Annotated in this window: 27 protein-coding genes; 17 read left to right on the forward strand and 10 right to left on the reverse strand. The window is 63.0% G+C overall.

What is annotated here, in order from left to right; genetic code table 11:
• Position 1: 1 nt before the first annotated feature.
• The 6 genes from gspH to gspM are packed head-to-tail and all read left to right on the forward strand — an operon-like array spanning position 2 to position 3,840.
• Positions 2 to 484 (forward strand): type II secretion system minor pseudopilin GspH, encoded by a 483-nt coding sequence (gene gspH / locus AC19YX_RS08975; protein ID WP_500606081.1) that lies wholly within the window; start codon positions 2 to 4, stop codon positions 482 to 484.
• A complete protein-coding gene (gspI, locus tag AC19YX_RS08980; RefSeq protein ID WP_078473920.1) occupies positions 471 to 839 on the forward strand; it encodes a type II secretion system minor pseudopilin GspI in 369 nt (122 codons plus the stop codon). The genes gspH and gspI overlap by 14 nt, the downstream gene beginning before the upstream one ends.
• Complete coding sequence (gene gspJ, locus AC19YX_RS08985) at positions 836 to 1,435, forward strand: type II secretion system minor pseudopilin GspJ (RefSeq protein ID WP_078473919.1); 600 nt, start codon at positions 836 to 838, stop codon at positions 1,433 to 1,435. Before gspI ends, gspJ begins: the two co-directional genes overlap by 4 nt.
• Positions 1,428 to 2,306, forward strand: a complete 879-nt coding sequence (gene gspK / locus AC19YX_RS08990) for a type II secretion system minor pseudopilin GspK (RefSeq protein WP_500606082.1) — start codon at positions 1,428 to 1,430, stop codon at positions 2,304 to 2,306. Before gspJ ends, gspK begins: the two co-directional genes overlap by 8 nt.
• A gap of 5 nt (positions 2,307 to 2,311) precedes the next feature.
• Positions 2,312 to 3,391, forward strand: a complete 1,080-nt coding sequence (gene gspL, locus AC19YX_RS08995) for a type II secretion system protein GspL (RefSeq protein ID WP_078473917.1) — start codon at positions 2,312 to 2,314, stop codon at positions 3,389 to 3,391.
• A gap of 2 nt (positions 3,392 to 3,393) precedes the next feature.
• Positions 3,394 to 3,840 carry a type II secretion system protein GspM gene (gene gspM, locus AC19YX_RS09000; RefSeq protein WP_078473916.1) on the forward strand — a complete coding sequence of 149 codons (447 nt, stop codon included), beginning with the start codon at positions 3,394 to 3,396 and terminating at the stop codon, positions 3,838 to 3,840.
• A gap of 105 nt (positions 3,841 to 3,945) precedes the next feature.
• Here the strand turns inward: gspM and AC19YX_RS09005 are convergent, their stop codons facing one another.
• Both AC19YX_RS09005 and recQ read right to left on the reverse strand, forming a co-directional pair.
• Positions 3,946 to 4,380, reverse strand: a complete 435-nt coding sequence (locus AC19YX_RS09005; protein ID WP_078473915.1) for a MarR family transcriptional regulator — start codon at positions 4,378 to 4,380, stop codon at positions 3,946 to 3,948.
• A 117-nt stretch (positions 4,381 to 4,497) separates the two neighbouring features.
• A complete protein-coding gene (gene recQ, locus AC19YX_RS09010) occupies positions 4,498 to 6,624 on the reverse strand; it encodes a DNA helicase RecQ (RefSeq protein ID WP_020297784.1) in 2,127 nt (708 codons plus the stop codon).
• A 275-nt stretch (positions 6,625 to 6,899) separates the two neighbouring features.
• Between recQ and AC19YX_RS09015 the strand changes: the two genes are divergently transcribed.
• Both AC19YX_RS09015 and AC19YX_RS09020 read left to right on the forward strand, forming a co-directional pair.
• The gene (locus AC19YX_RS09015) at positions 6,900 to 7,487 is read left to right on the forward strand and encodes a UPF0149 family protein (protein ID WP_078473914.1); all 588 of its coding nucleotides are present in this window, start codon (positions 6,900 to 6,902) and stop codon (positions 7,485 to 7,487) included.
• Positions 7,488 to 7,639: 152 nt separating this feature from the next.
• The gene (locus AC19YX_RS09020; RefSeq protein WP_020297782.1) at positions 7,640 to 8,035 is read left to right on the forward strand and encodes a YbaN family protein; all 396 of its coding nucleotides are present in this window, start codon (positions 7,640 to 7,642) and stop codon (positions 8,033 to 8,035) included.
• Positions 8,036 to 8,039: 4 nt separating this feature from the next.
• On the opposite strand, the gene AC19YX_RS09025 is transcribed toward AC19YX_RS09020, so the two are convergent.
• Together AC19YX_RS09025 and AC19YX_RS09030 are read right to left on the reverse strand one after the other, a co-directional pair.
• Positions 8,040 to 8,636, reverse strand: a complete 597-nt coding sequence (locus tag AC19YX_RS09025; protein ID WP_078473913.1) for a tRNA-uridine aminocarboxypropyltransferase — start codon at positions 8,634 to 8,636, stop codon at positions 8,040 to 8,042.
• A gap of 10 nt (positions 8,637 to 8,646) precedes the next feature.
• Positions 8,647 to 9,540 (reverse strand): LysR family transcriptional regulator, encoded by an 894-nt coding sequence (locus AC19YX_RS09030; protein WP_020297780.1) that lies wholly within the window; start codon positions 9,538 to 9,540, stop codon positions 8,647 to 8,649.
• Positions 9,541 to 9,863: 323 nt separating this feature from the next.
• Between AC19YX_RS09030 and speB the strand changes: the two genes are divergently transcribed.
• From speB to AC19YX_RS09055, 5 genes are all read left to right on the forward strand, one after another.
• On the forward strand, positions 9,864 to 10,814 hold the full coding sequence (gene speB / locus AC19YX_RS09035; protein WP_020297779.1) for an agmatinase: 951 nt from the start codon (positions 9,864 to 9,866) through the stop codon (positions 10,812 to 10,814).
• A gap of 9 nt (positions 10,815 to 10,823) precedes the next feature.
• Entirely contained in the window at positions 10,824 to 11,231 is a 408-nt protein-coding gene (locus AC19YX_RS09040) for a YybH family protein (RefSeq protein WP_500606083.1), read from the forward strand.
• 55 nt (positions 11,232 to 11,286) lie between these two features.
• Positions 11,287 to 12,798, forward strand: a complete 1,512-nt coding sequence (locus tag AC19YX_RS09045) for a purine-cytosine permease family protein (RefSeq protein WP_078473910.1) — start codon at positions 11,287 to 11,289, stop codon at positions 12,796 to 12,798.
• Between the two features lie 77 nt (positions 12,799 to 12,875).
• Positions 12,876 to 14,255: a sodium:solute symporter family protein gene (locus tag AC19YX_RS09050; protein WP_500606084.1), complete on the forward strand. Its 1,380-nt coding sequence runs from the start codon at positions 12,876 to 12,878 to the stop codon at positions 14,253 to 14,255.
• A gap of 317 nt (positions 14,256 to 14,572) precedes the next feature.
• Positions 14,573 to 14,824, forward strand: coding sequence for an acyl carrier protein (locus tag AC19YX_RS09055; RefSeq protein ID WP_500606085.1), 252 nt, complete (start codon positions 14,573 to 14,575; stop codon positions 14,822 to 14,824).
• A 108-nt stretch (positions 14,825 to 14,932) separates the two neighbouring features.
• On the opposite strand, the gene AC19YX_RS09060 is transcribed toward AC19YX_RS09055, so the two are convergent.
• Positions 14,933 to 15,061, reverse strand: coding sequence for a PA1414 family protein (locus AC19YX_RS09060; RefSeq protein WP_274522656.1), 129 nt, complete (start codon positions 15,059 to 15,061; stop codon positions 14,933 to 14,935).
• Between the two features lie 124 nt (positions 15,062 to 15,185).
• Positions 15,186 to 16,091 (reverse strand): putrescine utilization regulator PtrR, encoded by a 906-nt coding sequence (ptrR, locus tag AC19YX_RS09065; RefSeq protein ID WP_421547770.1) that lies wholly within the window; start codon positions 16,089 to 16,091, stop codon positions 15,186 to 15,188.
• A gap of 103 nt (positions 16,092 to 16,194) precedes the next feature.
• Between ptrR and AC19YX_RS09070 the strand changes: the two genes are divergently transcribed.
• Positions 16,195 to 17,406, forward strand: a complete 1,212-nt coding sequence (locus AC19YX_RS09070; protein WP_500602697.1) for an MFS transporter — start codon at positions 16,195 to 16,197, stop codon at positions 17,404 to 17,406.
• On the opposite strand, the gene AC19YX_RS09075 is transcribed toward AC19YX_RS09070, so the two are convergent.
• From AC19YX_RS09075 to AC19YX_RS09085, 3 genes are all read right to left on the reverse strand, one after another.
• Complete coding sequence (locus AC19YX_RS09075; RefSeq protein WP_078473905.1) at positions 17,360 to 18,283, reverse strand: DMT family transporter; 924 nt, start codon at positions 18,281 to 18,283, stop codon at positions 17,360 to 17,362. The genes AC19YX_RS09070 and AC19YX_RS09075 overlap by 47 nt on opposite strands.
• Before the next feature lie 161 nt (positions 18,284 to 18,444).
• The gene (locus AC19YX_RS09080; RefSeq protein WP_421547772.1) at positions 18,445 to 18,858 is read right to left on the reverse strand and encodes a DUF2177 family protein; all 414 of its coding nucleotides are present in this window, start codon (positions 18,856 to 18,858) and stop codon (positions 18,445 to 18,447) included.
• Positions 18,859 to 18,887: 29 nt separating this feature from the next.
• Positions 18,888 to 19,724, reverse strand: a complete 837-nt coding sequence (locus AC19YX_RS09085) for a CvfB family protein (protein ID WP_020297769.1) — start codon at positions 19,722 to 19,724, stop codon at positions 18,888 to 18,890.
• A gap of 348 nt (positions 19,725 to 20,072) precedes the next feature.
• On the opposite strand from AC19YX_RS09085, the gene AC19YX_RS09090 reads away from it, so the two are divergent.
• The 3 genes from AC19YX_RS09090 (at position 20,073) to AC19YX_RS09100 (ending at position 22,112) form a co-directional block, all read left to right on the forward strand.
• Positions 20,073 to 20,261: a PFL_1563 family small protein gene (locus AC19YX_RS09090; RefSeq protein ID WP_017337097.1), complete on the forward strand. Its 189-nt coding sequence runs from the start codon at positions 20,073 to 20,075 to the stop codon at positions 20,259 to 20,261.
• A gap of 196 nt (positions 20,262 to 20,457) precedes the next feature.
• On the forward strand, positions 20,458 to 21,177 hold the full coding sequence (locus tag AC19YX_RS09095; RefSeq protein ID WP_500606086.1) for a TorF family putative porin: 720 nt from the start codon (positions 20,458 to 20,460) through the stop codon (positions 21,175 to 21,177).
• Positions 21,178 to 21,242: 65 nt separating this feature from the next.
• Positions 21,243 to 22,112 (forward strand): DUF6279 family lipoprotein, encoded by an 870-nt coding sequence (locus AC19YX_RS09100; RefSeq protein ID WP_500606087.1) that lies wholly within the window; start codon positions 21,243 to 21,245, stop codon positions 22,110 to 22,112.
• Between the two features lie 37 nt (positions 22,113 to 22,149).
• Here the strand turns inward: AC19YX_RS09100 and AC19YX_RS09105 are convergent, their stop codons facing one another.
• A complete protein-coding gene (locus AC19YX_RS09105; RefSeq protein ID WP_078473901.1) occupies positions 22,150 to 22,542 on the reverse strand; it encodes a transcriptional regulator in 393 nt (130 codons plus the stop codon).
• Positions 22,543 to 22,694: the final 152 nt, after the last annotated feature.

The following is a 22,694-nucleotide window of genomic DNA, read 5'->3' on the forward strand; positions in this document are numbered from 1 at the left end:
CGTGCAACGCGCAGCCCGGGGCTTCACCCTGCTCGAGGTGCTGGTGGTGATCCTGATCGTCGGCCTGCTGGCCGGCCTTACCGGGCTGGCCCAGGTCGACAGCGGCCAGCAGGCACGGCGCGAAGCCGAGCGCCTGCGCAGCCTGATCGGGCTGCTACGCGCCGATGCCCTGCTCAACCACCGCGACTACGGGCTGCGCCTGGACGAAGACCGCTACTCGGTGCTGCTGCGTGCCAACGACGGCCGCTGGCAGCCCGCCTTGCAGTACCGCGAGCAACAGCTACCGGCCGACCTCCGCCTGCAACTGCAAGTGGAGGTCGAGCTGCTCGATCCCGCCTCTGCGCCCAGCGGGGCAGTGCCGCAGTTGCTGGTGCTGTCCAACGATGAAATCTCGCCTTTCACCCTGCGCCTGGAACAGCGCCTGACCCCGGTGCTCTCGCTGCACAGCGACGGCCTGGAAGAGGTGCGCATTGAAACGCTGTGAAGGTTTTACCTTGCTGGAAGTGATGGTCGCCCTGAGCATTTTCGCCACCCTGTCGGTGGCCCTCTACAGCGCTGCCCAGCACATCGCCGGCAACAGTGCCGGCCTTGCCGAACGCAGCCTGGCCCATTGGCTGGCGGACAACCGGATGAATGAGCTGCGCGCCGGCATGCGCTCGCTCGCCACCGGCCAGGAGCAGGATCGGCTGGACTTCGGCGGCCGCCAATGGCTGCTCGACAGCCGGGTGGCCAGCGCGCCGGACCCGAGCTTGCGCAAGGTCAGCCTGGAAGTGTCGGTGGTCGGCTCCAAGCCCGTGCGCCGAGCCCTGCTCAGCGGGTTTATCGAGGCACGACCATGAATCAGCGCGGCTTTACCCTGCTCGAAGTCCTGATCGCCATGGCCCTGTTCAGCCTGCTGGGCCTGGCCTGTTACCAACTGCTGGAGCGGGTGCTGCACAGTGAGCGGCGCATCGAGCAGCACGAACAGCAATTGCGCAGCCTGCAACGGGCCCTGGGGATCTTCGAGCGCGACCTGACGCAAGCCATCGTCCATCCGCTCGACGATGACCTCAGTCGCCGCCAGGCGCTGATCGGTCGCGCCGACAACCTGCGCCTGGTTCGGGGTGGCTGGAGCAACCCGCTGGACCAGGCCCGCAGCGATGTGCTGCAAGTCAGCCATCGCTGGGAAAATGGCCAGTGGCTGCGCGACTACCACAGCCCTACCGGGCAAGCACCACGGCCCGGGGAGGTGCGCCAGCAGCGCCTGCTCGACGGCGTGCAGCTCAAGCATCTGCGCTACATCGATGCCAGCGGTGCCGCGCACTCGGCCTGGCCGGCCCTGGGCCTGCCGCTGAGCCTGCCGCAGGCGATAGAGATCGAACTCGACGCCCCCGGCTACCCGGATATGCGCCGGGTCATCCTGCTTCCGGGCTTCCAGGGCAACGCCGGTGCATAGCCCGCGCCGGCAACGGGGCGTGGCGCTGATCAGCGTATTGCTGATCACCGCCCTGGTGACCCTGATCATCAGCGACATGCTCGCCCGCCAGCGCCTGAGCGTGGCCAGCAGCGCCAACCAGTTGCAACAGCAGCAACTCTGGCAGTTGGCCCTGAGCGGCGAGGCCTGGGCCCGCGAGCAATTGCGTCGCGACCTGGGCACTGAAGACGGCAAGCTCCGGGTGCATCTGGGCCAGCACTGGGCCAAGAGCGTCGGCGAATTCGAGATCGAGGACGGGCGCATCCGCATCCGCTTCGAAGACCTGGGCGCGCGCTTCAACCTCGATCGCCTGCGCAATCGCGACGACGACCTGAATCGTGCCCGTTACCAGCGCCTGCTGGTCCAGCTCGGCCTGACGCCCCATGACCCGGCAAACCTGCCCGCGCCCCTGGGCTACGACCACAAGCTCCAGCCCTTTGCCGACAGCAGCGAGTTGCGGCGCCTGCCGGCACTGGACGCGGCGGGCTGGCAGCGCCTGCAACCCTGGGTCGCGACCACCGGCAAGGCGCCGTTGAACATCAATACCGCCAGCGCCGAACTGCTGGCCACCCTCGAAAGCCTGGACAGCCGCATCGCCCGCAGCCTGGTGCAACAACGTCCAGCGAACGGCTACAAGAGCGTGCAGGCGTTTCTTGATCAGCCGCAGTTGCAAGGCCGACAGGTCAATGGCGCGGGGCTGGCCGTCAGCAGTCACAACTTTCGCGCGACCCTCGATGTAGCCCTGGGCGAACGCCGCCTGCGCCTGGTGAGCGACCTGCGCACCGCCAGCGACGGCCAGGTCCAGGTGCTGCGTCGCCAACTGGTCGCCCCCGACCGCCCCCTTTCGGAGTAACCCCCGTGCACGCCTTGCTCCATCTTTCTTCCCTGGCCGATGACGCGCCCCTGACCTGGTGGCGCGGCTATGGCCCCGTGGTCCAGGGCGACCTGGATCAGGCGGCCCAGGCTCTGGCTGGCCAGCCGCTGCTCCTGCTGTTGCCCGCCGAAGCCGCCAGCCATCACCACATCGACGTCCCGCCCCGCAGCGGCCGCTGGCTGCGCCAGGCGATCCATTCGGCACTGGAAGAAAAACTGCTGGATGACCTCGACTCACTGCACCTGGCCCAGGGGCCGTTGCGCCAGCGGCGTCATTGCCGGCTATGGGTGCTGCGCCGCGACTGGCTGCAGTCGCTGTTGGCGCGACTGGCCGACAAAGGCCTGGTGCCGACGCGAATTCATATCGATGCCGACTGTATCCCGGGCGAGCAGCCACGGGCCGTGTACTGCGCCGATCGCTGGCTGCTGGGCGGCGCGGCGGAGCATCCCTCGGCCCTGGTCGAAGAGGAACTGCAAACCCTGGCCGCACTGTTGCCAGAGGACCTGCAACGCTGCACAGACTCGCCCTGGCCACTGCTGGCCGAGGGCGCGCAACAGGCCATCGACCTGCGTCAAGGCGAATTTGCCCTCGGCAGCCAGCACCGCCTGCCCTGGCGAGCCCTGACCATGCTGCTGGTGCTGGGCTGTGGCGCCAGCCTGGCACAGGATATCGGCCACCGGCTGGTGCTTGAGCAGCGCAGTGCCGAGTTGCATCTGGCCAACCTCGACACCTGGCAGCGGCGGGTGCCTGACGAGCCGCGGGTCATCGACCTCAAGCGCCAGGTCCAGGCTCGACTGCAACAAGACCAGGCGCCGCAACAGGACCTGGCGCGGCGCCTGGACACTCTGGCCCGACACTGGGGCAACAGCGGCGGCGCCCTGGCCCGGGTCGACCGGCTCGACTATCTACAGGGCGAAGGCTGGACCTTGCGCGTGATCGCCCCGGCCTTCGCCGACCTCGAGCGCCTGCGCGAGGGGCTGACCCGGGCCGGACTTGCAGTGCAGGCCGATTCCACCGCCCGCGACGGCCAAGTGGTCAGCGCCCGCTTGCAGATCAAGGAATGAATATGCTCTTTCGCAATTTGCCCCCACGTGAACGCCGAGCCCTGGCGCTGTTGGCCCTGTTCCTCGGCGCGGTATTGATCTGGACGTTGCTGTGGCAGCCACAGCGCCTGGCCTTGCAGAACGCCGAACGTAACTACCGGGACGAGCTGCAACTGGCCGCCGACTTGCAACGCCTGCCGGCCAGCGGCGGCAGCCAGCCGGGAGTGGCGATCAATGCAGACGCCTTGCCGGGTTTGCTGGCGCGCACCAGCGCCGAGACCAAGCTGAACCTGGAGCGTCTGGATAACGAGCAGCAGGGCCGGGTCGACCTCAGCCTCGATGGCGCATTGGCCGACCTCTTGCCCTGGCTGCAGCACCTGGGCGAGCAAGGGGTGGAGGTGAGTTCGGCGAACCTTGAAGTCAATCCGCAGGCCCAGGTCCGGGCGCGGCTGGTACTGGAGGTCAAATAGACCGAAGTCCCCCGAATGCAGGCACACGCCAACACCCGTGGACCCCGCAAGAGCGGGAGGTCCACGGGGGCGACTGAAATCAGGGACGGAGGGAAAGGCCCGGGATCAGGACTTTTCCAGGTTGGCCAGGATGTGGCCATGGACGCGCATGCAGACCCGCAGGTCCTCTTCTTCAACACCCACAAACAGCTCTTGGCGCAGGGCATTGGCGATGGTTTCGATCTGGTCGATCAGTGGGCGGGCCGGGGCGCACAGTACGATCTTTTTCGCCCGGCGATCTTCCAGCACCGACTGGCGCTGCACCAGCCCCTGGGTTTCCAGGCTGTCGAGCAAACGGGCCAGGGTCGGGCCTTCAACGCCCACACTCTGGGCCAGTTCGCGCTGGGTCGGGGCTTCTTCGAAGCGGGCCAGGTGCAGCAATACCAGCCAGCGCGCCTGGGACAGGCCCAGCCCGGCCAGACGCCGGTCCAGTTCAGCACGCCAGCCACGGGACATCTGCGCCAACTGCATGCCAAAACGGTGTTGATCGGTTAACGGCATAAAAAACTCATGATTAGACTGAAGTAGTGAAAACTAATAATTAGTCAGCTAAGCATGCGCCTTGCCCGGAGGCAAGGCCCGACATGTACTGAATCGTTACTTCGTTGACGCAGCGACTCACATTTCGAATTCCGATTGCAGCGCCGCCCTCACGCAGTACAGAACGCCTTCAGGCACCCGTCCGGCGAACAACTCGGCAATTTCGGCCACCGGCGGCAGCTCACCCTCGCCGTCCAGGAAGGCATCCTGAATCTCACCCAGCAGGTCTTCCGGCAGATCCAACGCCTGTTCCAGCGACAACTCCTGCTTGCCGACAGCCTCGGCCAGCAGGGTGTAGACGTTCTTTTCCGAACATTGCAGCTGCCCGGCGATCTGCACCGGGGTCATGCCGGCGCGCGCCAGGGTTATCAGCTCGTGGCGAATATCGGCCACCACTTTTGGCGCCTCGACCTCGCCCCCCAGCACTTCGAGGAAGGCCTCGCCGTAACGCTCGAGCTTGCGCGCGCCGACACCGCTGACCTTGGCCATTTCCGCCAGGGACGTGGGTTGGCTGCGCAGCATTTCGAGCAAGGTCGAATCGGGGAAGATGACGTACGGCGGCACACCGTGCTCTTCCGCCAGTTTGCGCCGCAGGGCACGCAGGGCTTCCCACTGTTCGCGCTCTTCGCCACGCACCAGTTGGCTGGCCTGGCTGGTGCTGGTCTTGGTGGTGGTCTGCGGCTTGAGCTCGCGGCGCAATTCAAGGGTCACTTCGCCCTTGAGCAGCGGCCGGCAGCTGTCGCTCAGGCGCAGGCCGCCATACCCTTCAAGATCGATATCGGCCAGGCCGCGCGCCACCAACTGGCGAAACAGCGAACGCCATTCGCCCTCGCTACGGGCCTTGCCGACACCGAACACCGACAGGTGCTGATGACCGAAGCTGCGCACCTTCTCGTTATCCTTGCCCAGCAACACGTCCACCAGGTGGCCGACGCCATAACGCTGGCCGGTGCGATAGATCGCCGACAAGGCCTGCCGGGCAGGCTCGGTGGCATCCCAGGTTTGCACGCCGTCGACACAGTTGTCGCAATGCCCGCAGGGTTGCGGCATGTCCTCATCGAAGTAGGCCAGCAGGGTTTGCCGGCGGCAGCGGGTTTCTTCGCACAGCGCCAGCATCGCGTCGAGCTTGTGCTGTTCCAGACGCTTGTGGCGCTCGTCACCTTCTGAGTTCTGCAGCATCTGCTTGAGCATCACCACGTCCTGCAGGCCGTAGACCATCCAGGCATCGGCTGGCAGGCCATCACGGCCGGCGCGCCCGGTTTCCTGGTAATAGGCCTCGAGGGACTTGGGCAAATCCATGTGGGCGACGAACCGCACGTTGGATTTGTCGATGCCCATGCCGAAGGCAATGGTCGCCACCATGATCAGGCCTTCCTCATTGAGGAAGCGCTTCTGGTTGTGAGCCCGCAGATCGCTGGGCAGCCCAGCGTGGTACGGCAGCGCCGGGAAGCCCTGCTCGCAGAGAAACGCGGCGACTTCATCGACCTTCTTGCGCGACAGGCAATAAACGATGCCCGCATCACTGCGCCGCTCGTTGAGGAACGCCAGCAACTGCTTGCGCGGCTGCTCCTTGGGTACGATGCGGTAGAAAATGTTCGGCCGGTCAAAGCTCGACAGGAAACGCTCGGCCTCCTGCAAATGCAGGCGGGTGACGATTTCTTCGCGGGTGCGCTTGTCGGCGGTGGCGGTCAGGGCAATGCGCGGCACATCGGGGAACATTTCCGCCAACTGCCCCAGTTGCAGGTATTCCGGGCGGAAGTCGTGACCCCATTGCGAGACACAGTGCGCTTCGTCGATGGCGAACAGGGCGATATCCAGCCCCTGCAGGAACGACAGCATGCGTGGCTGCACCAGGCGCTCAGGGGCCAGGTAGAGCATTTTCACCTCGCCGCGACGGATGCGCGCCGCCAGGTCGCGCTGCTGCTCGGCGCTGAGTGTGGAGTTCAGCGCGGCGGCGGCGACGCCGAGTTCTTCAAGGGTGGCGACCTGGTCGTCCATCAGCGCGATCAGCGGCGATACCACCACCGCCAGGCCTTCGCGCAGCAGCGCCGGAACCTGGAAACACAGGGACTTGCCGCCGCCGGTGGGCATCAGCACCAGGGCATCGCCGCCACTGGCCACGCGCTCAATGATCGCACCTTGGCGACCACGGAAACTGTCGTAGCCGAAGATGTCCTTGAGGACGCGTTGAGCCTGTTCGAGCATGAAAAACTCCAAAAATTGCTGAAATCCCTGAGCGCAGGCTGACTGAAAACACGCCGGGCTTCACGGACAAATCCGTTAGCGGACTTTTCCGCAACCGCCGCAACGCCTGCAGGGCATCACAAAACGCGCGAGTATACCCGAGCCCTCCCCGACAAAGGGTGCCGACAATCAGCCACCGGTAACCTTTGGAAGCGTTCAAATCTGCGCTGCGGCTGGCCTGGGCGCTCAAGAAGGCCTAGAATTCAGCATCGTTTATTCCCCAAGGTAGCCCCTCAATGTCCTTCGCCGAGCAACTAACCCGCCTGCAAGTCTTCCTCGACGCCGATGAGCTGCACGACGAGGCGCTGGACTACGTGGCCGCTCACGGCTACCTGACTGCGTTGTCGATCTGTTCCGAGAGCGTTCCCGATCGCGAGTGGATCGACGCCCTGTTCGCCGAGGAGCCGCACTACAGCGACGACACCGAACGCGAAGTGATCGAATCCACCCTGATTGCCCTCAAGGCCCACATCGCCCGCCAACTGGCGTCCGACGAAGAGTTCGAGCTGCCGTGCGAACTCGACCTGGGCGAAGACCCGGACGACTCCGACCTGCGCGGCTGGTGCATCGGCTTCATGGAAGGGGTGTTCCTGCGTGAAGCGGCCTGGTTCGAAACCGCCGAGGAAGAAGTCAGCGAAATGCTCCTGCCGATCATGGTCGGTTCCGGCCTGTTCGACGAACAGCCTGAATTCTCCGACATCGCCAGCGATGCCAACCTGATGGACGACATGATCGTACAAATCCCGGAAGCCCTGACCGCGCTGTACCTGCTGTGCAACGCCCCGGATGAAAAGCCGGCGATCCTCAAGCCACGCCACCACTAAGCAACTGCCCACGATCTCGCGAGCAAAGGGTCAGGCACGGCAAACATGGCTGAGGAAGCGGAGTTTAGAGACCTAAATGAGCATTCCGAGGCCATTTTCAACGCAGCATCCCCAAGCACAGCACATCGTGAACAGACTCTGAGTCGTCGCCTATGACCCCACCCATAGGCAATCGCCCGCTGCTTCTGCGCTACGCCCTGCTGGCCATTGGCTGGTTGAGCGTGGTGCTGGGGGTGATCGGGATTTTCCTGCCGGTGCTGCCCACCACTCCCTTCCTGCTGCTGGCTGCCGCCTGCTTTGCCCGCAGTTCGCCGCGCTTCTACCACTGGCTGGTGGAACATCCACGGCTCGGTCCGTGGATTCGCGACTACCTCGATGGCAACGGCATTCCGCTCAAGGGCAAGGTCTATGCGATCGGCCTGATGTGGCTGAGCATCGGCCTGTCCTGCTACCTGGTGCCGCTGCCCTGGGCGCGTGGTTTCATGCTGACCAGCGCGGTGCTGGTGACGATTTACATCCTGCGGCAAAAAACCCTGCACAAACCCTGAGCTATCAGTGGCCACCATGGTTGCGCTGATAGGTGTCCTCGCCCATGGCCGCAATCTGCCCCTCGATCAAGGCTTCGAACGGCTTGAGCAAAGGTTCGAACGAGGCCGGCGCTTCCAGGGTTTGCAAGGCCTGGACGATGGCCTCCAAGGTCGATAACGCTCCTGGCCCGGGCGCCTTGCGCAGGCGATAGCGCGACACCCCGCCCTGCCCCAGGCTGACTCGCGGCAACGCTGCCAGCAGCGGGTTGAGGTGCAGCAGCTTTCGCGCCTTGCGCCAGGTGCCGTCGGGCACCACCAGCAACAACGGCTGCGCCGCTGGGCCATAGGCCTGCAACGTCTGTGCGTCATCAGCCGGGAACAGCAACCTGGCCTGATAGCCAGGGCGATTCAGCAACTGCGGCAAGTCCGCGAACACTTCGCCGACGATCAGCTCGGCATTGGTCAGGCCCAGGGCCGCCAGGCGGGCGGTGTTCAACGCATGGTTGACCTCACTGGGATGCTGCAGCAACAGCACCCGGGTGCGGCTGTCCAGCTGCGGTATCAGCGCGCACAGGCAATGGCTTTCGGGGCGCAGGCAGCGCGGGCATTGACTTCGTGACATGGCGGCCTCCTCAAGCCTGGTTGAGCTGCGCCTTGAGCAGGTCGCGGAAGGTCTGGATCAAAGGCTCGCGGCTGCGCCCACGGCGCATGATCATCGAGAACGGCGCCTGGTAGCCAAAGGTCGCCGGCAGCAACACCCTCAGGTCGCCCTTGTCGGCCCAGGCCTGGGCGTAGTGCTCCGGCAGGTAGCCGATGTAGGCACCGGACAGCACCAGGATCAACTGCGCCTCCATACTTTCCACGGTCGCCGCGCTGTGCTTGAAACCATGCCGGGCCAGCTCTGCCTGGCTCCAATAGCCCCGGCCCACCATGCGCTGCTGGGTGATCAGTTGTTCGGGAATCCGCCGCTCGGTAAACAGTGGATGCCGACTGCTGCAATACAGCCAGTGCTGCTCGCGGTACAACGGCATGTACACCAGGCCGCTCATGCGCGTGGAGAACGCGCCGATGGCCAGGTCCAGGCGGTTGTCCTGCACCCCCAGCTGCAACTCGTAAGGGCTCATGACCGACAAGTGCAAATGCACCGCCGGGTGCTCCTGGCTGTAGGCGCCAATGGCTTCGGCGAAAGGCAGGGCCTTGTCGCTGACGGTGGAGTCGATCACCCCCAGGTTCAGGGTGCCGCGCAACTCGCCCTTGAGCGCCGCGGCGTATTGCTCGAAGCCTTCGAGTTCGCCGAGCAGGCGCAGGGTTTCCTGATGGAACAGCTCGCCCTTGCTGGTGAGGCTGAAACCGCCGCGCCCGCGATGGCACAGCACCAGCCCCAGCGCCGCTTCCAGCTGGCTCATGTAGGTGCTGATAGCCGAGGTCGACAGATTGAGTTCGTGCTGGGCATTGGCGAACCCCTGATGCCGCACCACGCTGACAAAGATGCGCAATAGTTTCAGATCAGGTAAAGCGTTGGCCATGACGGGCTCCGATAACCAGCGAAAAAACACCATCCATGGCTGAGAAAAATACCTGCCGCCGGCTTGAACCGACCCAGCACACACCCGGATTACGCCGGCTGCATCACCGAGCGGGAGCGAGCATCCTCGCCACAGGGGGCGTGGCGGCTGGGCGAGAGTCTAGCGCCAAGCTCGGCATTAGTTCAGAAAAATCTAAACTAAGTATTTGTTCACAGCGATTCTTTCCCCGCAGCGCATTTCGCAGAATCGGCCTCACTCGGTTGTGCGGGCAGAGCCTTCTGCGCCGCCCAGCCCAAAAATAAAACAACGATGAGGCCAATCCCGTGGACAAGATCCTTCACCAACCACTGGGCGGCAACGAAATGCCGCGCTTCGGCGGCATCGCCACCATGATGCGTCTTCCCCATTTGCCCACCGCCGCCGGCCTCGATGCCGCGTTCATCGGCATCCCGCTGGATATCGGTACCTCGCTGCGCGCCGGCACCCGCTTCGGCCCGCGAGAAATCCGCGCTGAATCGGTGATGATTCGCCCGTACAACATGGCCACCGGCGCCGCGCCCTTCGACTCACTGTCAGTTGCCGACATCGGCGACGTGGCGATCAACACCTTCAACCTGCTGGACGCGGTTCGCATCATCGAAGAAGCCTACGACGGCATCCTCGAACACAACGTGATTCCCCTGACCCTGGGCGGCGACCACACCATCACCCTGCCGATTTTGCGCGCGATCCATAAGAAGCACGGCAAGGTCGGCCTGGTGCACATCGACGCCCACGCGGATGTGAACGACCATATGTTCGGCGAGAAAATCGCCCACGGCACCACCTTCCGCCGTGCAGTGGAAGAAGGCCTGCTGGACTGCGACCGCGTGGTACAGATCGGCCTGCGTGCCCAGGGCTACACCGCTGAAGACTTCAACTGGAGCCGCAAACAAGGGTTCCGCGTGGTCCAGGCCGAAGAGTGCTGGCACAAATCCCTGGCCCCGCTGATGGCCGAAGTCCGCGAAAAAGTCGGCGGCGGCCCGGTGTACCTGAGCTTTGACATCGACGGCATCGACCCGGCCTGGGCCCCTGGCACCGGCACCCCGGAAATTGGCGGCCTGACCACCATCCAGGCCATCGAAATCGTCCGTGGCTGCCAGGGCCTGGACCTGATCGGCTGCGACCTGGTAGAAGTCTCGCCACCCTACGACACCACCGGCAATACCTCGCTGCTGGGCGCCAACCTGCTGTACGAGATGCTCTGCGTACTGCCTGGCGTGGCCCACCGCTGAGTCACGGCCATGAGCGATCAGGAGAACGTCCTCAACGCCGCTGCCGTATTGGTCGCGGCCTTCGCCCGCAACGACCGCGAAGCCTACTTCGCGGCGTTCAGCCGCGATGCCAGTTTTGTGTTCTACACCCTTCCCCAGCCGCTGTTGTCCCGCGATGCCTATCAGGTGTTGTGGGACCAATGGCGCGCTGAGGATGGCTTCGAGGTGCTCGCGTGCACCTCGAGCAATGCCTTCGTCAGCCTGCAAGGCGACGTGGCGCTGTTTATTCATGACGTGGCCACCGAGCTGCGCATGCAAGGGGAGCAACACTTCAGCCAGGAGCGCGAAACCATCGTGTTTCGCCGACAACAACAAGGCCATTGGCTGGCCTGCCACGAACATTTATCCGCCATGCCGGAAGGGCTGCCACCCCCTTAGCCAATACAGGTGACGCCCGCACACGATGGGCGCGCCTCGATGATCGGAGCAGATCATGAATAACAACAACAAAGAACACAGCCTTAGCAGCATTGAAACCAACGGGGTCGAACAGATCCCCGATCACGAACGCAGCGCCGGCCCCGGCGACCTGTTTCGTCTGATCTTCGGCGGCGCCAATACCTTTGCCACCGCCGTGCTCGGCAGCTTCCCGGTGTTGTTCGGCCTGTCGTTCCAGGCCGGAGTCTGGGCCATCGTCCTCGGCGTGGTGCTCGGGGCGCTGATCCTGGCGCCCATGGGCCTGTTCGGCCCGCTCAACGGCACCAACAACGCCGTCTCCTCCGGCGCGCACTTTGGCGTGCACGGACGGATCGTCGGCTCGTTCCTGTCATTGCTGACCGCCATCGCCTTCTTCTCGCTCTCGGTCTGGAGCTCGGGGGATGCGCTGATCGGTGGCGCCAAGCGCCTGATCGGCCTGCCGGAAACCGACCTGAGCCTGGGCCTGGCCTACGGCCTGTTCGCGATCCTGGTGCTGACGGTGTGCATCTACGGCTTCCGCTTCATGCTCTGGGTCAACCGTATTGCGGTGTGGGCCGCGAGCCTGTTGTTCCTGCTGGGGATCTTCGCCTTCGCGCCGACCTTCGACAGCCAGTTCGCCGGAACCGTCGCCATGGGCCAGGCCGGGTTCTGGGCGGCCTTTATCGGCGCCGCGCTGGTGGCCATGAGCAACCCGATCTCCTTCGGCGCCTTCCTAGGCGACTGGTCGCGCTATATCCCGCGGGAAACCCCGAAAGCACGCATCATGCTGGCCGTGATCGCGGCGCAACTGGCAACCCTGATCCCTTTCCTGTTCGGCCTGGCCACCGCGACCATCGTTGCGATCAAGGCGCCGGACTACATCGCCGCCAACAACTACGTCGGCGGGCTGCTGGCGGTCTCGCCGAGCTGGTTTTTCCTGCCGGTGTGCCTGATTGCGGTGATCGGCGGCATGTCCACCGGCACCACGTCGCTGTATGGCACCGGGCTGGACATGTCCAGCGTGTTCCCGCGCCTGCTGTCGCGGGTCAAGGCGACCCTGCTGATCGGCGTGCTGTCGATTGCCTTCATCTTTATCGGGCGCTTTGCGGCGAATCTGGTACAGAGCGTGTCGACCTTCGCCGTGCTGATCATCACCTGCACCACGCCATGGATGGTGATCATGATCATCGGACTGCTGGTGCGGCGCGGCTTCTACTGCCCGGATGACCTGCAAGTTTTCACCCGTGGCGAACAAGGCGGCCGCTACTGGTTCCAGCACGGCTGGAACTGGCGCGGCCTCGGCGCCTGGATCCCCAGCGCGCTGGTGGGCCTGTGCTTCGTCAACCTGCCGGGGCAGTTCGTCGGGGTGCTTGGCGAACTGGCCGGCGGCATCGACATCAGCCTGCCGGTCACCCTCGGCCTGGCCTCCCTGGTGTACCTGGTGCTACTCGGCCTGTTCCCGGAACCGGCAGCGGTGTTCGGTCCAGGCGACCCACGCAGCAAGGGCATGGATTCGCTCACCAAACCGGCCCTCGGCCAAACCGTCTGAGTTCAAGGCGCCGGCTGGCCGGCGCTTGCCTGACCTAATAGTTTCACCATAAAAAAGATAATCGGAGAAACGCCATCATGGCTTTAGATCTATTTGTCGTACTTATCTACGCTGCCGCAATGCTGGTGCTCGGCTACTACGGCATGCGCAAGGCCAAGACCCACGAGGACTACCTGGTGGCCGGCCGCAACCTGGGCCCGACGCTGTACATGGGCACCATGGCCGCGACCGTGCTGGGTGGCGCCTCGACCGTTGGCACCGTGCGCCTGGGTTATGTGCATGGCATCTCCGGGTTCTGGCTGTGCGCCGCACTGGGCCTGGGCATCATTGCGCTGAACCTGTTCCTGGCCAAACCGCTGCTCAAGCTGCGGATCTTCACCGTGACCCAGGTCCTGGAAAAGCGCTACAACCCCATGGCCCGCCAGGCCAGCGCGGTGATCATGCTGGCGTACGCGCTGATGATCGGCGTGACCTCGATCCTGGCCATCGGCACCGTGCTGCAAGTGCTGTTCGGCCTGCCGTTCTGGATCTCGGTCCTGCTCGGCGGTGGCGTGGTGGTGGTGTATTCGGCGATCGGCGGCATGTGGTCGCTGACCCTGACCGACATCGTGCAGTTCGTGATCAAGACCGTGGGCCTGATGTTTATCCTGTTGCCGATCTGCCTGTACCGCGTCGGCGGCTGGGACGAACTGGTGAGCAAGCTGCCGGCCTCGAGCTTCAGCTTCACCACCATCGGCTGGGACACGATCATTACCTACTTCATGATCTACTTCTTCGGCATCCTGATCGGCCAGGACATCTGGCAACGGGTGTTCACCGCCAAGACCGATAAAGTGGCCCAGTACGCAGGCACCGTCGCCGGCGTCTACTGCATCATCTACGGCCTGGCCTGCGCCCTGATCGGCATGGCCGCCCACGTGCTGCTGCCGGACCTGGACAACGTCAACAACGCCTTTGCCGCCATCGTCAAAGCCTCGCTGCCGGACGGTATCCGTGGCCTGGTGATCGCTGCCGCACTGGCCGCCATGATGTCCACCGCCAGCGCCGGCCTGCTCGCCGCCTCCACCACACTGACCGAAGACCTGCTGCCGAAACTGCGTGGCGGCAAACAGTCGAGCCTGGGCATCAACCGCCTGTTCACCTTCCTCACCGGGATCGTGGTGCTGGGCATCGCCCTGGTGGTCAATGACGTGATCAGCGCCCTGACCCTAGCCTACAACCTGTTGGTGGGCGGCATGCTGATTCCGCTGATCGGGGCGATTTTCTGGAAGCGCGCAACCACCTCCGGCGCCATCGCCAGCATGGGCCTGGGTTTCGCCACGGCTCTGGTGTTCATGATCAAGGACGGCCTGGACGCCAACACACCGATCTACTACAGCCTGGCTGTCGGCCTGATCAGCTTCGTGGTGATAAGCCTGCTGTCCCGCCGCCCGGCTCCCCTGGCCAACGCGGTTTAAGCTGAATTCGGACATTTTTGGGAGTTTCTTCAGCGGGTGCAGCGTCGGAGGCTGCACCCGTTTTTTTTGCCTGGGGAAAAGCGCCGTACGCCTACCCGTCAAGGACACAGACACACCCAGGCTCGCGGCAAGCCCGAGCAACCTGTGCTGTACTGCGACTAGCACCGCACCAGCTCCGCCGGTCGCGGCCAAGGGTAAATAACAATAAGACCCGAGGTGCTCATGAACGCCTTTGACTTGCCACTCGGCACCATCCCCCCATGCCATCCCCCCTGCTGCGCAAGCGCCCCATTGGATTGTCTGCCGGAGCCCCGGTCATGAAACGCGCCCATGTGCGCCAAGTCGTGCACGACTACATCCACCGCCTGCTGGAGCGCAACCAGCCGTTCGACGACCATCTCGACCTGCAAACGCTGGGCCTGGACAAGCAGGACCTGGAGGAATTGATTTTCCATCTGGAAGATGAGTTCGGACTGACAGCGTTTACCCACGAGGAAGATCAACTGCTCAAGGCCGCGAAAACGGCCAATGACCTCAGCCAGTTTTTGCTGAAGATTTCCAGGCATTGAACATCAAGGTGGGAATACTGGGAGTGCGCCTATGGGGACGTAGCCACATCCTCGGCGCGGGTTGAAAAGTAGAGGAGCAAGCCTTGCGCTTGCTCCACATCGACCCGATCAGCGGCGTTTTTGCTGCCGACGTCGTTGGTCGTCGTCCGTACGAATCGGCACCGGCTGCAACGGTGGCTCGATCAGGCCCAATGCGACGCCAAGGTCGTGAAGCCAGTTTTGCAGTTTGTCTTTCATAGCGCCCCCCTTAAGGGTCATGCCGAGCGACGGGATTCTTTGGCCGCTTCGCACTGATAATAGTCCTAAGTCCTACGCATTGCTCGCCCTAGATCGCAATGATCTGTTACCGGATTAATCTGAATCATCCGCGGACTTTTCTTAAAGAGCAGCCATCCACCGCCGCTTCGGCCTTGGCGGCTTCCTGCAGTTCGATCCAGGCCGTGAGGTTGGCGCCGAGCATGCCCTTGCGCCACATCAACCAGGTGGTGGCACTGGCGAACGGCTCGGCCAGGGCATGGACCGCGACACTCTCCCGCCCCGGCAGGCTGGCCAGCATCGACTGCGTCATCATCGCCACCCCGGAACCGGCAATCACACAGGCGAGCATGCCCTGGTAGGACTCGATCTCCATGGCCCGGCCCATGGTCGCGTGGTCATGGGCAAACCAGGACTCAAGGCGCATGCGATAGGAGCAGCCCCGACGAAAGGTAAATACCGCCCGGCCCTCGACGTCGCGGGCGCTGCGCACCGGTGGGTGGCCCGCTTCACTGATCAGCACCAGGGTTTCATCGCACAGGGGTACACCGTCCAGCCCCGCCAACTGCAGCGGACCGTCGACCAGGGCCGCATCCAGGCGCCCGGTCAGCAGGCCCTCCAGCAACTCGCCGCTGGGGGCCGACTGCACCTGAAGGTTCACCATCGGATAGGTGCGGTGATAACGCGCCAGCAGCGGCGGCAACTGGATGGCTGCCGAGCTGTGCATGGTGCCCAGTACGAAGACGCCCGCAGGCTGCCCTCCTTGCAGCGCGGCCTGGGCTTCATCGTGCAGAGCGAACAGGCGCAGGCTGTAATCGAGCAGCACCTTGCCCGCCGGCGAGAGCAACAGCCGCTGCCGCTCCCGCAGAAACAGCTCGACGCCCAATTGCTCCTCCAACTGCTTGAGCCGGGTAGAGAGGTTGGACGGCACCCGATGCAGACGCTCGGCCGCGCGGGTAATGGAACCCTCCTCGGCCACAGCCTGGAAGATGCGGAGCTGGCTGAATTCCACGACACTCTCCAAAAGTGAACAAGTTGCTTAATATTATTCATTTTTAAAGAAAGTCAATCGATCCTAGCCTGACGGTCACTGCTCCACTGATGGAACCCTGACCATGTCCCCGCTGATTCGCCTGCTCGCCAGCTTTATCGCCTTGATGATGGCAATGGGCATTGGCCGTTTTGCCCTCACCCCGCAGTTGCCCCATCTGCTCAGCGAAGGCCAGATAGACCTGACCGCCGCCGGCCTGATCGCCGCCGCCAATTACCTGGGCTACCTGTTGGGCGCCCTGGATGCAATGTTTGCCCGACGCCCTCGCCAGGTTCGCCAGCGCCTGCTCGGCGGCCTGTGGTTGTGCGTGCTGCTGACCCTGGCCTCGTTCTGGGCCCAGGGCTTCTGGGCACACTTGCTGCTGCGCTTCGGCACCGGGGTAGCCAGCGCCTGGGTGCTGGTGATGATCACCGCCCTGAGCCAGCCCCTGGCCCAGGCAGCCGGTCGGCCACGGCTCGGCGCCCTGGTATTTGCCGGGCCGGGCCTGGGTATCTTTCTGACCGGGTTGCTGGCGCTGGGCTCGAACCTGCTCGGGCAAAGTTCGGCCATGCTCTGGCTGGTGTATGCCGCGGTCGGTTTGCTGATGCTGCTGGTGATCCTGCCGATCCTCCCGCAGCCCGAATCCATGCCGCTCACCGCGCCCGCGCCTGCTACTGCCGAGGGCCGGGAAATCCCCCGCCTGGGGCTGATCTACGGCCTGTACGGCCTGGGCTACATCATCCCGGCGACCTTTCTTTCGCAGATGGCCAGCGCGCATTTCCAAGGCCAGTGGCAGGCAGACCTGTTCTGGCCCTGTTTCGGCCTGACCGCGGCGCTCGGGGTATTGCTGGTCAGCCTGCGCCGCGCCAGCCCCGGGGCAACCCGCTATTGGCTGATGGCAACGCTGTGGATGCAAGCTGCCGGGGTCTTCGCCTGCCTGCTGGGCGATGGCACCGGGCTGGTACTGGGGGTGATCCTGTGCGGGACTTCGTTCCTGGCCTGCATGCAATTGGTGATGCAGCGCTCACGGGAGATCGCGCCCCATGCCACCCAGCGCAACGCCGGGCTGTTGACCGCCTGCTTCGCCATTGGCCAGTTGAGCGGGCCGCTGCTCGCGGCCCTGAGCAGCCATTACAGCGGCGACCTGCACCCGGCGCTGATCATCGCCGGCGGGGGCCTGCTGCTGGCGGGGGCGTTGCTGTTAAGCCGCCAGCGGCTTGCCGGCAAGAGCCCGAAAGCCTGCGCAACCCTTACAGAAAGCGGCGAATACGTCGGCGCAACCACTGTTCGGCGCTGACGAACGTAATGCCCAACAGCACCAGCACCGCGCCCATCACGAAGTTGAAGCTCAGGGGTTCACCGAGCAGCACAACGCCAAAGGTCACGCCGAACAGCGGGGTCATGAAGGAGAACACCGCCAGGTTGGCCGCCAGATAACGCCGCAGCAGCCAGAACCAGGTCAGGTAGCTGAAAAACGACACCACCAGCCCCTGGAACAACACACTGGCGACCGCCACCGGGGTCAGGCTGACATGGCTGATCTGCCCGCTCAGCGCAGCAATCAGCAGCAGGCCGACAAAGCCGACGATCAATTGATAGAACAGGGTCAGGGTCGCCGGCGCCTCGGACAGCCGCGAGGCACGCACGACCACAGTGGTCGCGCCCCAGGCCATGCCGGCCAGCAGGCCCAAGGTGTCGCCCAGCAACATGCGCCGGTCCAGGTTCTCCAGGGATATGCCGCCGGCAAAGGCAATGCTGATGCCGATAAACGCCAGCAGAATCCCCAGCCACTGCAGGGGCCGCAGGCGCTCACTGGGCAACAGCCAGTTCACCCCCAGCGCGGTAAAGATCGGCGCGGTGTACAGAAACACCGACATATGGGCGGCGCTGGTCAGCTGCAGGCCTTCGGCGATAAACAGAAACTCCAGGCCGAACAGGCTGCCGGCCAGCAAGCCGCCACGCCAGGTGCTGCCGATCTGCGACCAGCCGCCCTTCCAGCACATCAACAAGGCCACCAGCAGCGCGGAAATCCCGGAGCGCGCCGCAGCCTGCATCACCGGTGCAATATCCGCCGCCGCCCACTTGATCATCACCTGCTGCACGCCCCAGATCAGGCACAGCCCCAGCATCACTTGCAAGGCAAAGCCATCGGCGCTACGCCGCTCTGTGCTCACCGCAAACACTCAACGTTAATCAACGACATGACAGTTACTCGACAAAAACGAAAAAGCCTCGCGATGGCTGCGTGGCGAAACAGAATCAGGTGGGTGTACAAAAAGGCATTGCCAGGACATCGCCGGCCATCCACATCCGTGGCGGCACAAGGCAAGACCGGCTAAGCGCGAAGATCGCCAAAGCGCCGCGCACAGGCATAGCCGATACTGCAGGCGACAGCGCTGGCGAAGGTGCCCCAGGCCATGTCCAGCAAGGCCAACTGCGCCGACCAGCCGTGCAGGGTCGACCAGTTGCTCAGGTCATAGGTGCCGTAGGCCACCAGCCCGAGCAAAGCACCGAGCCGCGTACTGTGCAGCCAACTGCCCCGAGCCAGCGCCGGCTGTACCGCAAACACCAGGCAACCCAGGACATACAGCAGATAAAACAGCGCTGCGGGGGCCAGCAGCGGCTGGTCGAGCATCAGCGAACCCAGCAGCGCCTTGTAGGTCGACCCCATCAACAGGCCCAGCCAAAGGCCGTCGAGCAGCAGAAACGCGAGCAATGTGCCGAAATAGGCAATCAGCCGGAGTCGCATGTCGAATGGCCTGTTCAGTGGGGTCCCGCTCAGCTTAGTTCAATGCGGTCGGCATGGATCACGATCTGACCCTGCTTATAAAGCGCGCCGATGGCCTTCTTGAAGTTGCCTTTGCTGACACCGAACAAACTGCTGATCACGGTCGGGTCGCTCTTGTCGCTGACCGGCAAGGTGCCGTTGTTTTCACGCAACTTGGCGAGGATCTTCGAGTTCAGGCTGGTGGAAGCTTCTTCGCCCACCGGTTGCAGGCTCAGGCTGATCTTGCCGTCACCACGAACTTCTTTGATAAAGCCTTTTTCTTCTTTGCCCGGGCGCAGGAACTTGAACACTTCGTTCTTGTGGATCAGCCCCCAGTGCTTGTTGTTGATGATCGCCTTGAAGCCCATGTCGGTGGCTTCGGCCACCAGCAAGTCGACTTCCTGACCCGGCTGGTAGTTGGCCGGGGTCTTGTCCAGGTAGCGGTCAAGACGCGCGGTGGCGGTGATACGGCGGGTGTGCTTGTCGAGATAGACGTGCACCACGCAGTACTCGCCGGCGGTCATCTGGCGCTTTTCTTCGGAGTACGGCAGCAACAGATCCTTGGGCAAACCCCAATCGAGGAATACACCGATGCTGTTAACTTCAACGACTTTAAGACTGGCGAACTCACCGACTTGAACTTTCGGTTTTTCAGTAGTTGCGATGAGTTTGTCTGCACTGTCCAGATAAACAAAAACATTGAGCCAGTCTTCGTCTTCACTGGGAATATCTTTGGGAATATAACGATTAGGCAGCAATATCTCGCCGTCCGCCCCACCGTCCAGATACAAACCAAAGTTAGTGTGTTTAACCACTTGCAAACTGTTGTAGCGCCCGACTAAAGCCATTTCCAATACCCTCATTGCGTGGGCGGCATTCTACAGGGGTTTTACCCGGTTGGTTTGATGCGCAGGCGGGCGGTGGACGAAATTTCCTTGAAGACATTGATTTTTCTCGATTTCCACAGCCATAGGCCTCCGCTCGTCAGGCAAAGGCCGTCCCGAACTCCCCGACCTGACCGCTAAAAAACGCCATAATCAAGCCAAAGTTTTAGTTAAAACAGCAGCTTAGGTAAATACAGCGAGCACTGTCCGATGCTCAACTCTTTATCACCCAATTATTCCGAAGGATATTTACCAAGCAATTGTCAAGCATTTCATGTATTATGCGTGGCCAAGTTAATTTTCTACAGGTTAATGGCCGCCATGCGTGTAAAAGCATCCAACAGCAAAGCAAAGCCAGCTCCAGCCGTTGAAACCAGCGAATCGATCAACAACCAGATCGCTGCATTCCTCAAGTCTGGCGGCGAGATCCAGCAAATTGCCAAAGGCGTCAGCGGCCAGACTTTCGGCCCGTCGAAGCAGATTACCCTCGGCAAAAAGTAATACCCCCGCAGCACATCCTGGTCCCTAAGCGCTTTGAACCTCAAAGCGCTAGGACTAGAGCCTGAACCCCCTCTCCTTGCATAAATCGACGAACGGCCCTCAGCCTCGAGGTTTCGCCGGTATGCTTGCACACGTCTAGAACGGGCCTTTGCCAAGGGCTCTTGGTTTCTGCTCCTCGCTACCCATGGAGTGCAGCATGCTCAAACCCTCTTTCCTGCTGATCAGCGCACTGCTGGCCAGCCCCGTCAGTCATGCCCAGGTTTTCCAGCGTGAATTGGGCGACTTCGACCTCAAGCTGGGCACCACTCCGACGCGCAGCATGGCCCAGGGGCTGGTCAAGCCGACCAGCTCCGGCTCATTCCACGGCGGCCTGGACCTGAGCCACGACAGCGGCTGGTACGCCGGCCAGTGGTCACCGAGCGCCGGCCTGAGCCCTTCCAGCAAGCTGGAAGTGGACTCTTACCTCGGCTACAAGCTGCCCTTCGATCAGACCCTGGGCTATGAACTGGGGATGATCCATTACAGCTACCCGAAGCTCGAAACCCTCGACAGCCATGAATTTTTCGGCGGCCTGACCCTGCTCGGCAGCCGCTTTGGCGCGGCCTTCAGCAACAACCCGGACAAACGCAACAGCACCCTGTTCGCCGACCTCGGCGGGAATGCGCCATTTGGTATCGGCGTCAGCGTCAAATACACCAACCACCAGCTGGGCAACCCGGTGTCGATCACCAGCGGTGGCTACGTCAACAGCTTCAATGACTGGTCGGTGAAGCTCTCACGGCCGTGGATGGGGATCGACCTCAACCTGATCTACAGCGACTCCAACCTCAACGGCGGCGACTGCTCGGCCTATTCTGGGCAAAACGCCGAATGCGACGGCCTGCTGACGTTCAAGGCCGAACGCTCCTTCTATTAAAAGGCTGAACTGCGGGGCGCCTTTCGGGTTCAGATACACAAACCCGCATTCGCAAGGACTCGCCCATGTCGCGCCGGTTAATCCATTTCGCATTGCTGTTAGTGCTGTGCTTCGCCTCCAGCGCCTGTAACCGCGTTGGCCTGGCCTATCGCAACCTCGACGTGATCATCCCCTGGACGCTCAACGACTACCTGGACATGAACAGCGAGCAAAAGGGCTGGTTCAACCAACGCCTCAAGGAACACCTGAGCTGGCATTGCAGCACCCAGCTACCGGGCTACCTCGACTGGCTCGACCGCCTGCAGCAAATGGTTGAAAGCAACCAAGTCGACGACGCGGCCCTGCAAGTGCGAACCCAGGAAGCCAAGCAGGCGATCGCCCAGACCGCCCGCGAGATCACCCCATCGGCCATCCAATTGCTGCAGGGCCTGGACGATCAACAGGTCAAGGACATGAACAACGCCTTTGCCAAGGATCAGCGCGAGCGTCAGGCGCAGTACCTCAAGCCGACCTTGCAGGAACAGATCAAGCAACGCAGCGAGCGCATGACTAAACGCCTCAACGCCTGGCTGGGCCCGCTCAGCCCGCAACAGCAGCAGCGGGTCGAACAGTGGTCAGCCGACCTCGGCGATCAGAATCAACAATGGATCGCCAACCGCGCCCATTGGCAGACGCAGTTCAGCGCCGCCGTGGAGCAGCGCCATGCCAATGATTTCCCGCAACGCATCGAGCAACTGCTGGTCAATCGCGAGAGCTTGTGGACGCCAGAATATCGCCAGGCCTACGCCGCCACTGAACAGGCGGCGCGCAGCCTTTTGGTGGACCTGATGGCCCAAAGCACGGTGGAGCAACGCCAACGCCTGCTGAAGAAGATCGATGGCGTACGCAACGACTTCGAAGCCCTTAAGTGTCTAAAAGCCGCGCGCCAGAGCTGAAGCTTTCACTGGCAACTGGCGACGCGGGGCTCAAGGCTCAGGCAATCTGGGCCTTGCTCGCCACTTCGTCGAAGGTCGCCGGATCCAGGGCATCGGCCTGTTCGTCCAGTACCTGACGCGGGTGATCGTTGCCGGGGATACTGCTGTCGATCATGCACAACAGGCTGGAGCCCCGCGGCGTCAGAATGAAATTCTCACCGTTGCCGCCCTCGTCCTCCGGCCGCGACTCGATAAAGCCCCGATCCAACAGCAGCTTTTCGTACTCGGTGGCCGTTACCTTCAGCTCATCAAGATTGCCCGTCGACTCGCCCTCGGCTTCCTTGGCCGCCGCATGCTGCTCGGCGTAGGGCCGCGGGGTAAAGCTATGGCCGGCGCTGTTCTGCACTTCGTGCAACAGCCGTTCAATCAAATCCCAGTTATAAGTCGTCATCCTGATTCAACCTCCACACATAAGAGTGAAATGCCTTTCATAGGTTGTGACCGGTGTGGTTTTCAGCCGTTCAGGATTTCCTGCGCCTGATCCGACCCTTGATCGGAAACCGCTGGGCACCGGGTCGAACGCGGCAACGGCTAGCCCGCATA

The sequence above is a fragment of the Pseudomonas sp. MF09150 genome (genome assembly GCF_059862355.1).

Coding starts and splice junctions, on each gene's coding strand:
- AC19YX_RS09080 (WP_421547772.1), bottom strand. CDS start 18,858: ATGCGACTCCGGCTGATTGCCTATTTCGGCACATTGCTCGCGTTTCTG.
- AC19YX_RS09095 (WP_500606086.1), top strand. CDS start 20,458: ATGCTCAAACCCTCTTTCCTGCTGATCAGCGCACTGCTGGCCAGCCCC.
- AC19YX_RS09060 (WP_274522656.1), bottom strand. CDS start 15,061: ATGAAAGACAAACTGCAAAACTGGCTTCACGACCTTGGCGTCGCATTG.
- AC19YX_RS09025 (WP_078473913.1), bottom strand. CDS start 8,636: ATGTCACGAAGTCAATGCCCGCGCTGCCTGCGCCCCGAAAGCCATTGC.
- AC19YX_RS09030 (WP_020297780.1), bottom strand. CDS start 9,540: ATGGCCAACGCTTTACCTGATCTGAAACTATTGCGCATCTTTGTCAGC.
- AC19YX_RS09085 (WP_020297769.1), bottom strand. CDS start 19,724: ATGGCTTTAGTCGGGCGCTACAACAGTTTGCAAGTGGTTAAACACACT.
- AC19YX_RS09020 (WP_020297782.1), top strand. CDS start 7,640: ATGACCCCACCCATAGGCAATCGCCCGCTGCTTCTGCGCTACGCCCTG.
- AC19YX_RS09015 (WP_078473914.1), top strand. CDS start 6,900: ATGTCCTTCGCCGAGCAACTAACCCGCCTGCAAGTCTTCCTCGACGCC.
- AC19YX_RS09090 (WP_017337097.1), top strand. CDS start 20,073: ATGGCCGCCATGCGTGTAAAAGCATCCAACAGCAAAGCAAAGCCAGCT.
- AC19YX_RS09070 (WP_500602697.1), top strand. CDS start 16,195: ATGTCCCCGCTGATTCGCCTGCTCGCCAGCTTTATCGCCTTGATGATG.
- gspM (WP_078473916.1), top strand. CDS start 3,394: ATGCTCTTTCGCAATTTGCCCCCACGTGAACGCCGAGCCCTGGCGCTG.
- AC19YX_RS09045 (WP_078473910.1), top strand. CDS start 11,287: ATGAATAACAACAACAAAGAACACAGCCTTAGCAGCATTGAAACCAAC.
- recQ (WP_020297784.1), bottom strand. CDS start 6,624: ATGCTCGAACAGGCTCAACGCGTCCTCAAGGACATCTTCGGCTACGAC.
- AC19YX_RS09050 (WP_500606084.1), top strand. CDS start 12,876: ATGGCTTTAGATCTATTTGTCGTACTTATCTACGCTGCCGCAATGCTG.
- AC19YX_RS09005 (WP_078473915.1), bottom strand. CDS start 4,380: ATGCCGTTAACCGATCAACACCGTTTTGGCATGCAGTTGGCGCAGATG.
- AC19YX_RS09040 (WP_500606083.1), top strand. CDS start 10,824: ATGAGCGATCAGGAGAACGTCCTCAACGCCGCTGCCGTATTGGTCGCG.
- AC19YX_RS09105 (WP_078473901.1), bottom strand. CDS start 22,542: ATGACGACTTATAACTGGGATTTGATTGAACGGCTGTTGCACGAAGTG.
- gspJ (WP_078473919.1), top strand. CDS start 836: ATGAATCAGCGCGGCTTTACCCTGCTCGAAGTCCTGATCGCCATGGCC.
- AC19YX_RS09100 (WP_500606087.1), top strand. CDS start 21,243: ATGTCGCGCCGGTTAATCCATTTCGCATTGCTGTTAGTGCTGTGCTTC.
- AC19YX_RS09055 (WP_500606085.1), top strand. CDS start 14,573: ATGAAACGCGCCCATGTGCGCCAAGTCGTGCACGACTACATCCACCGC.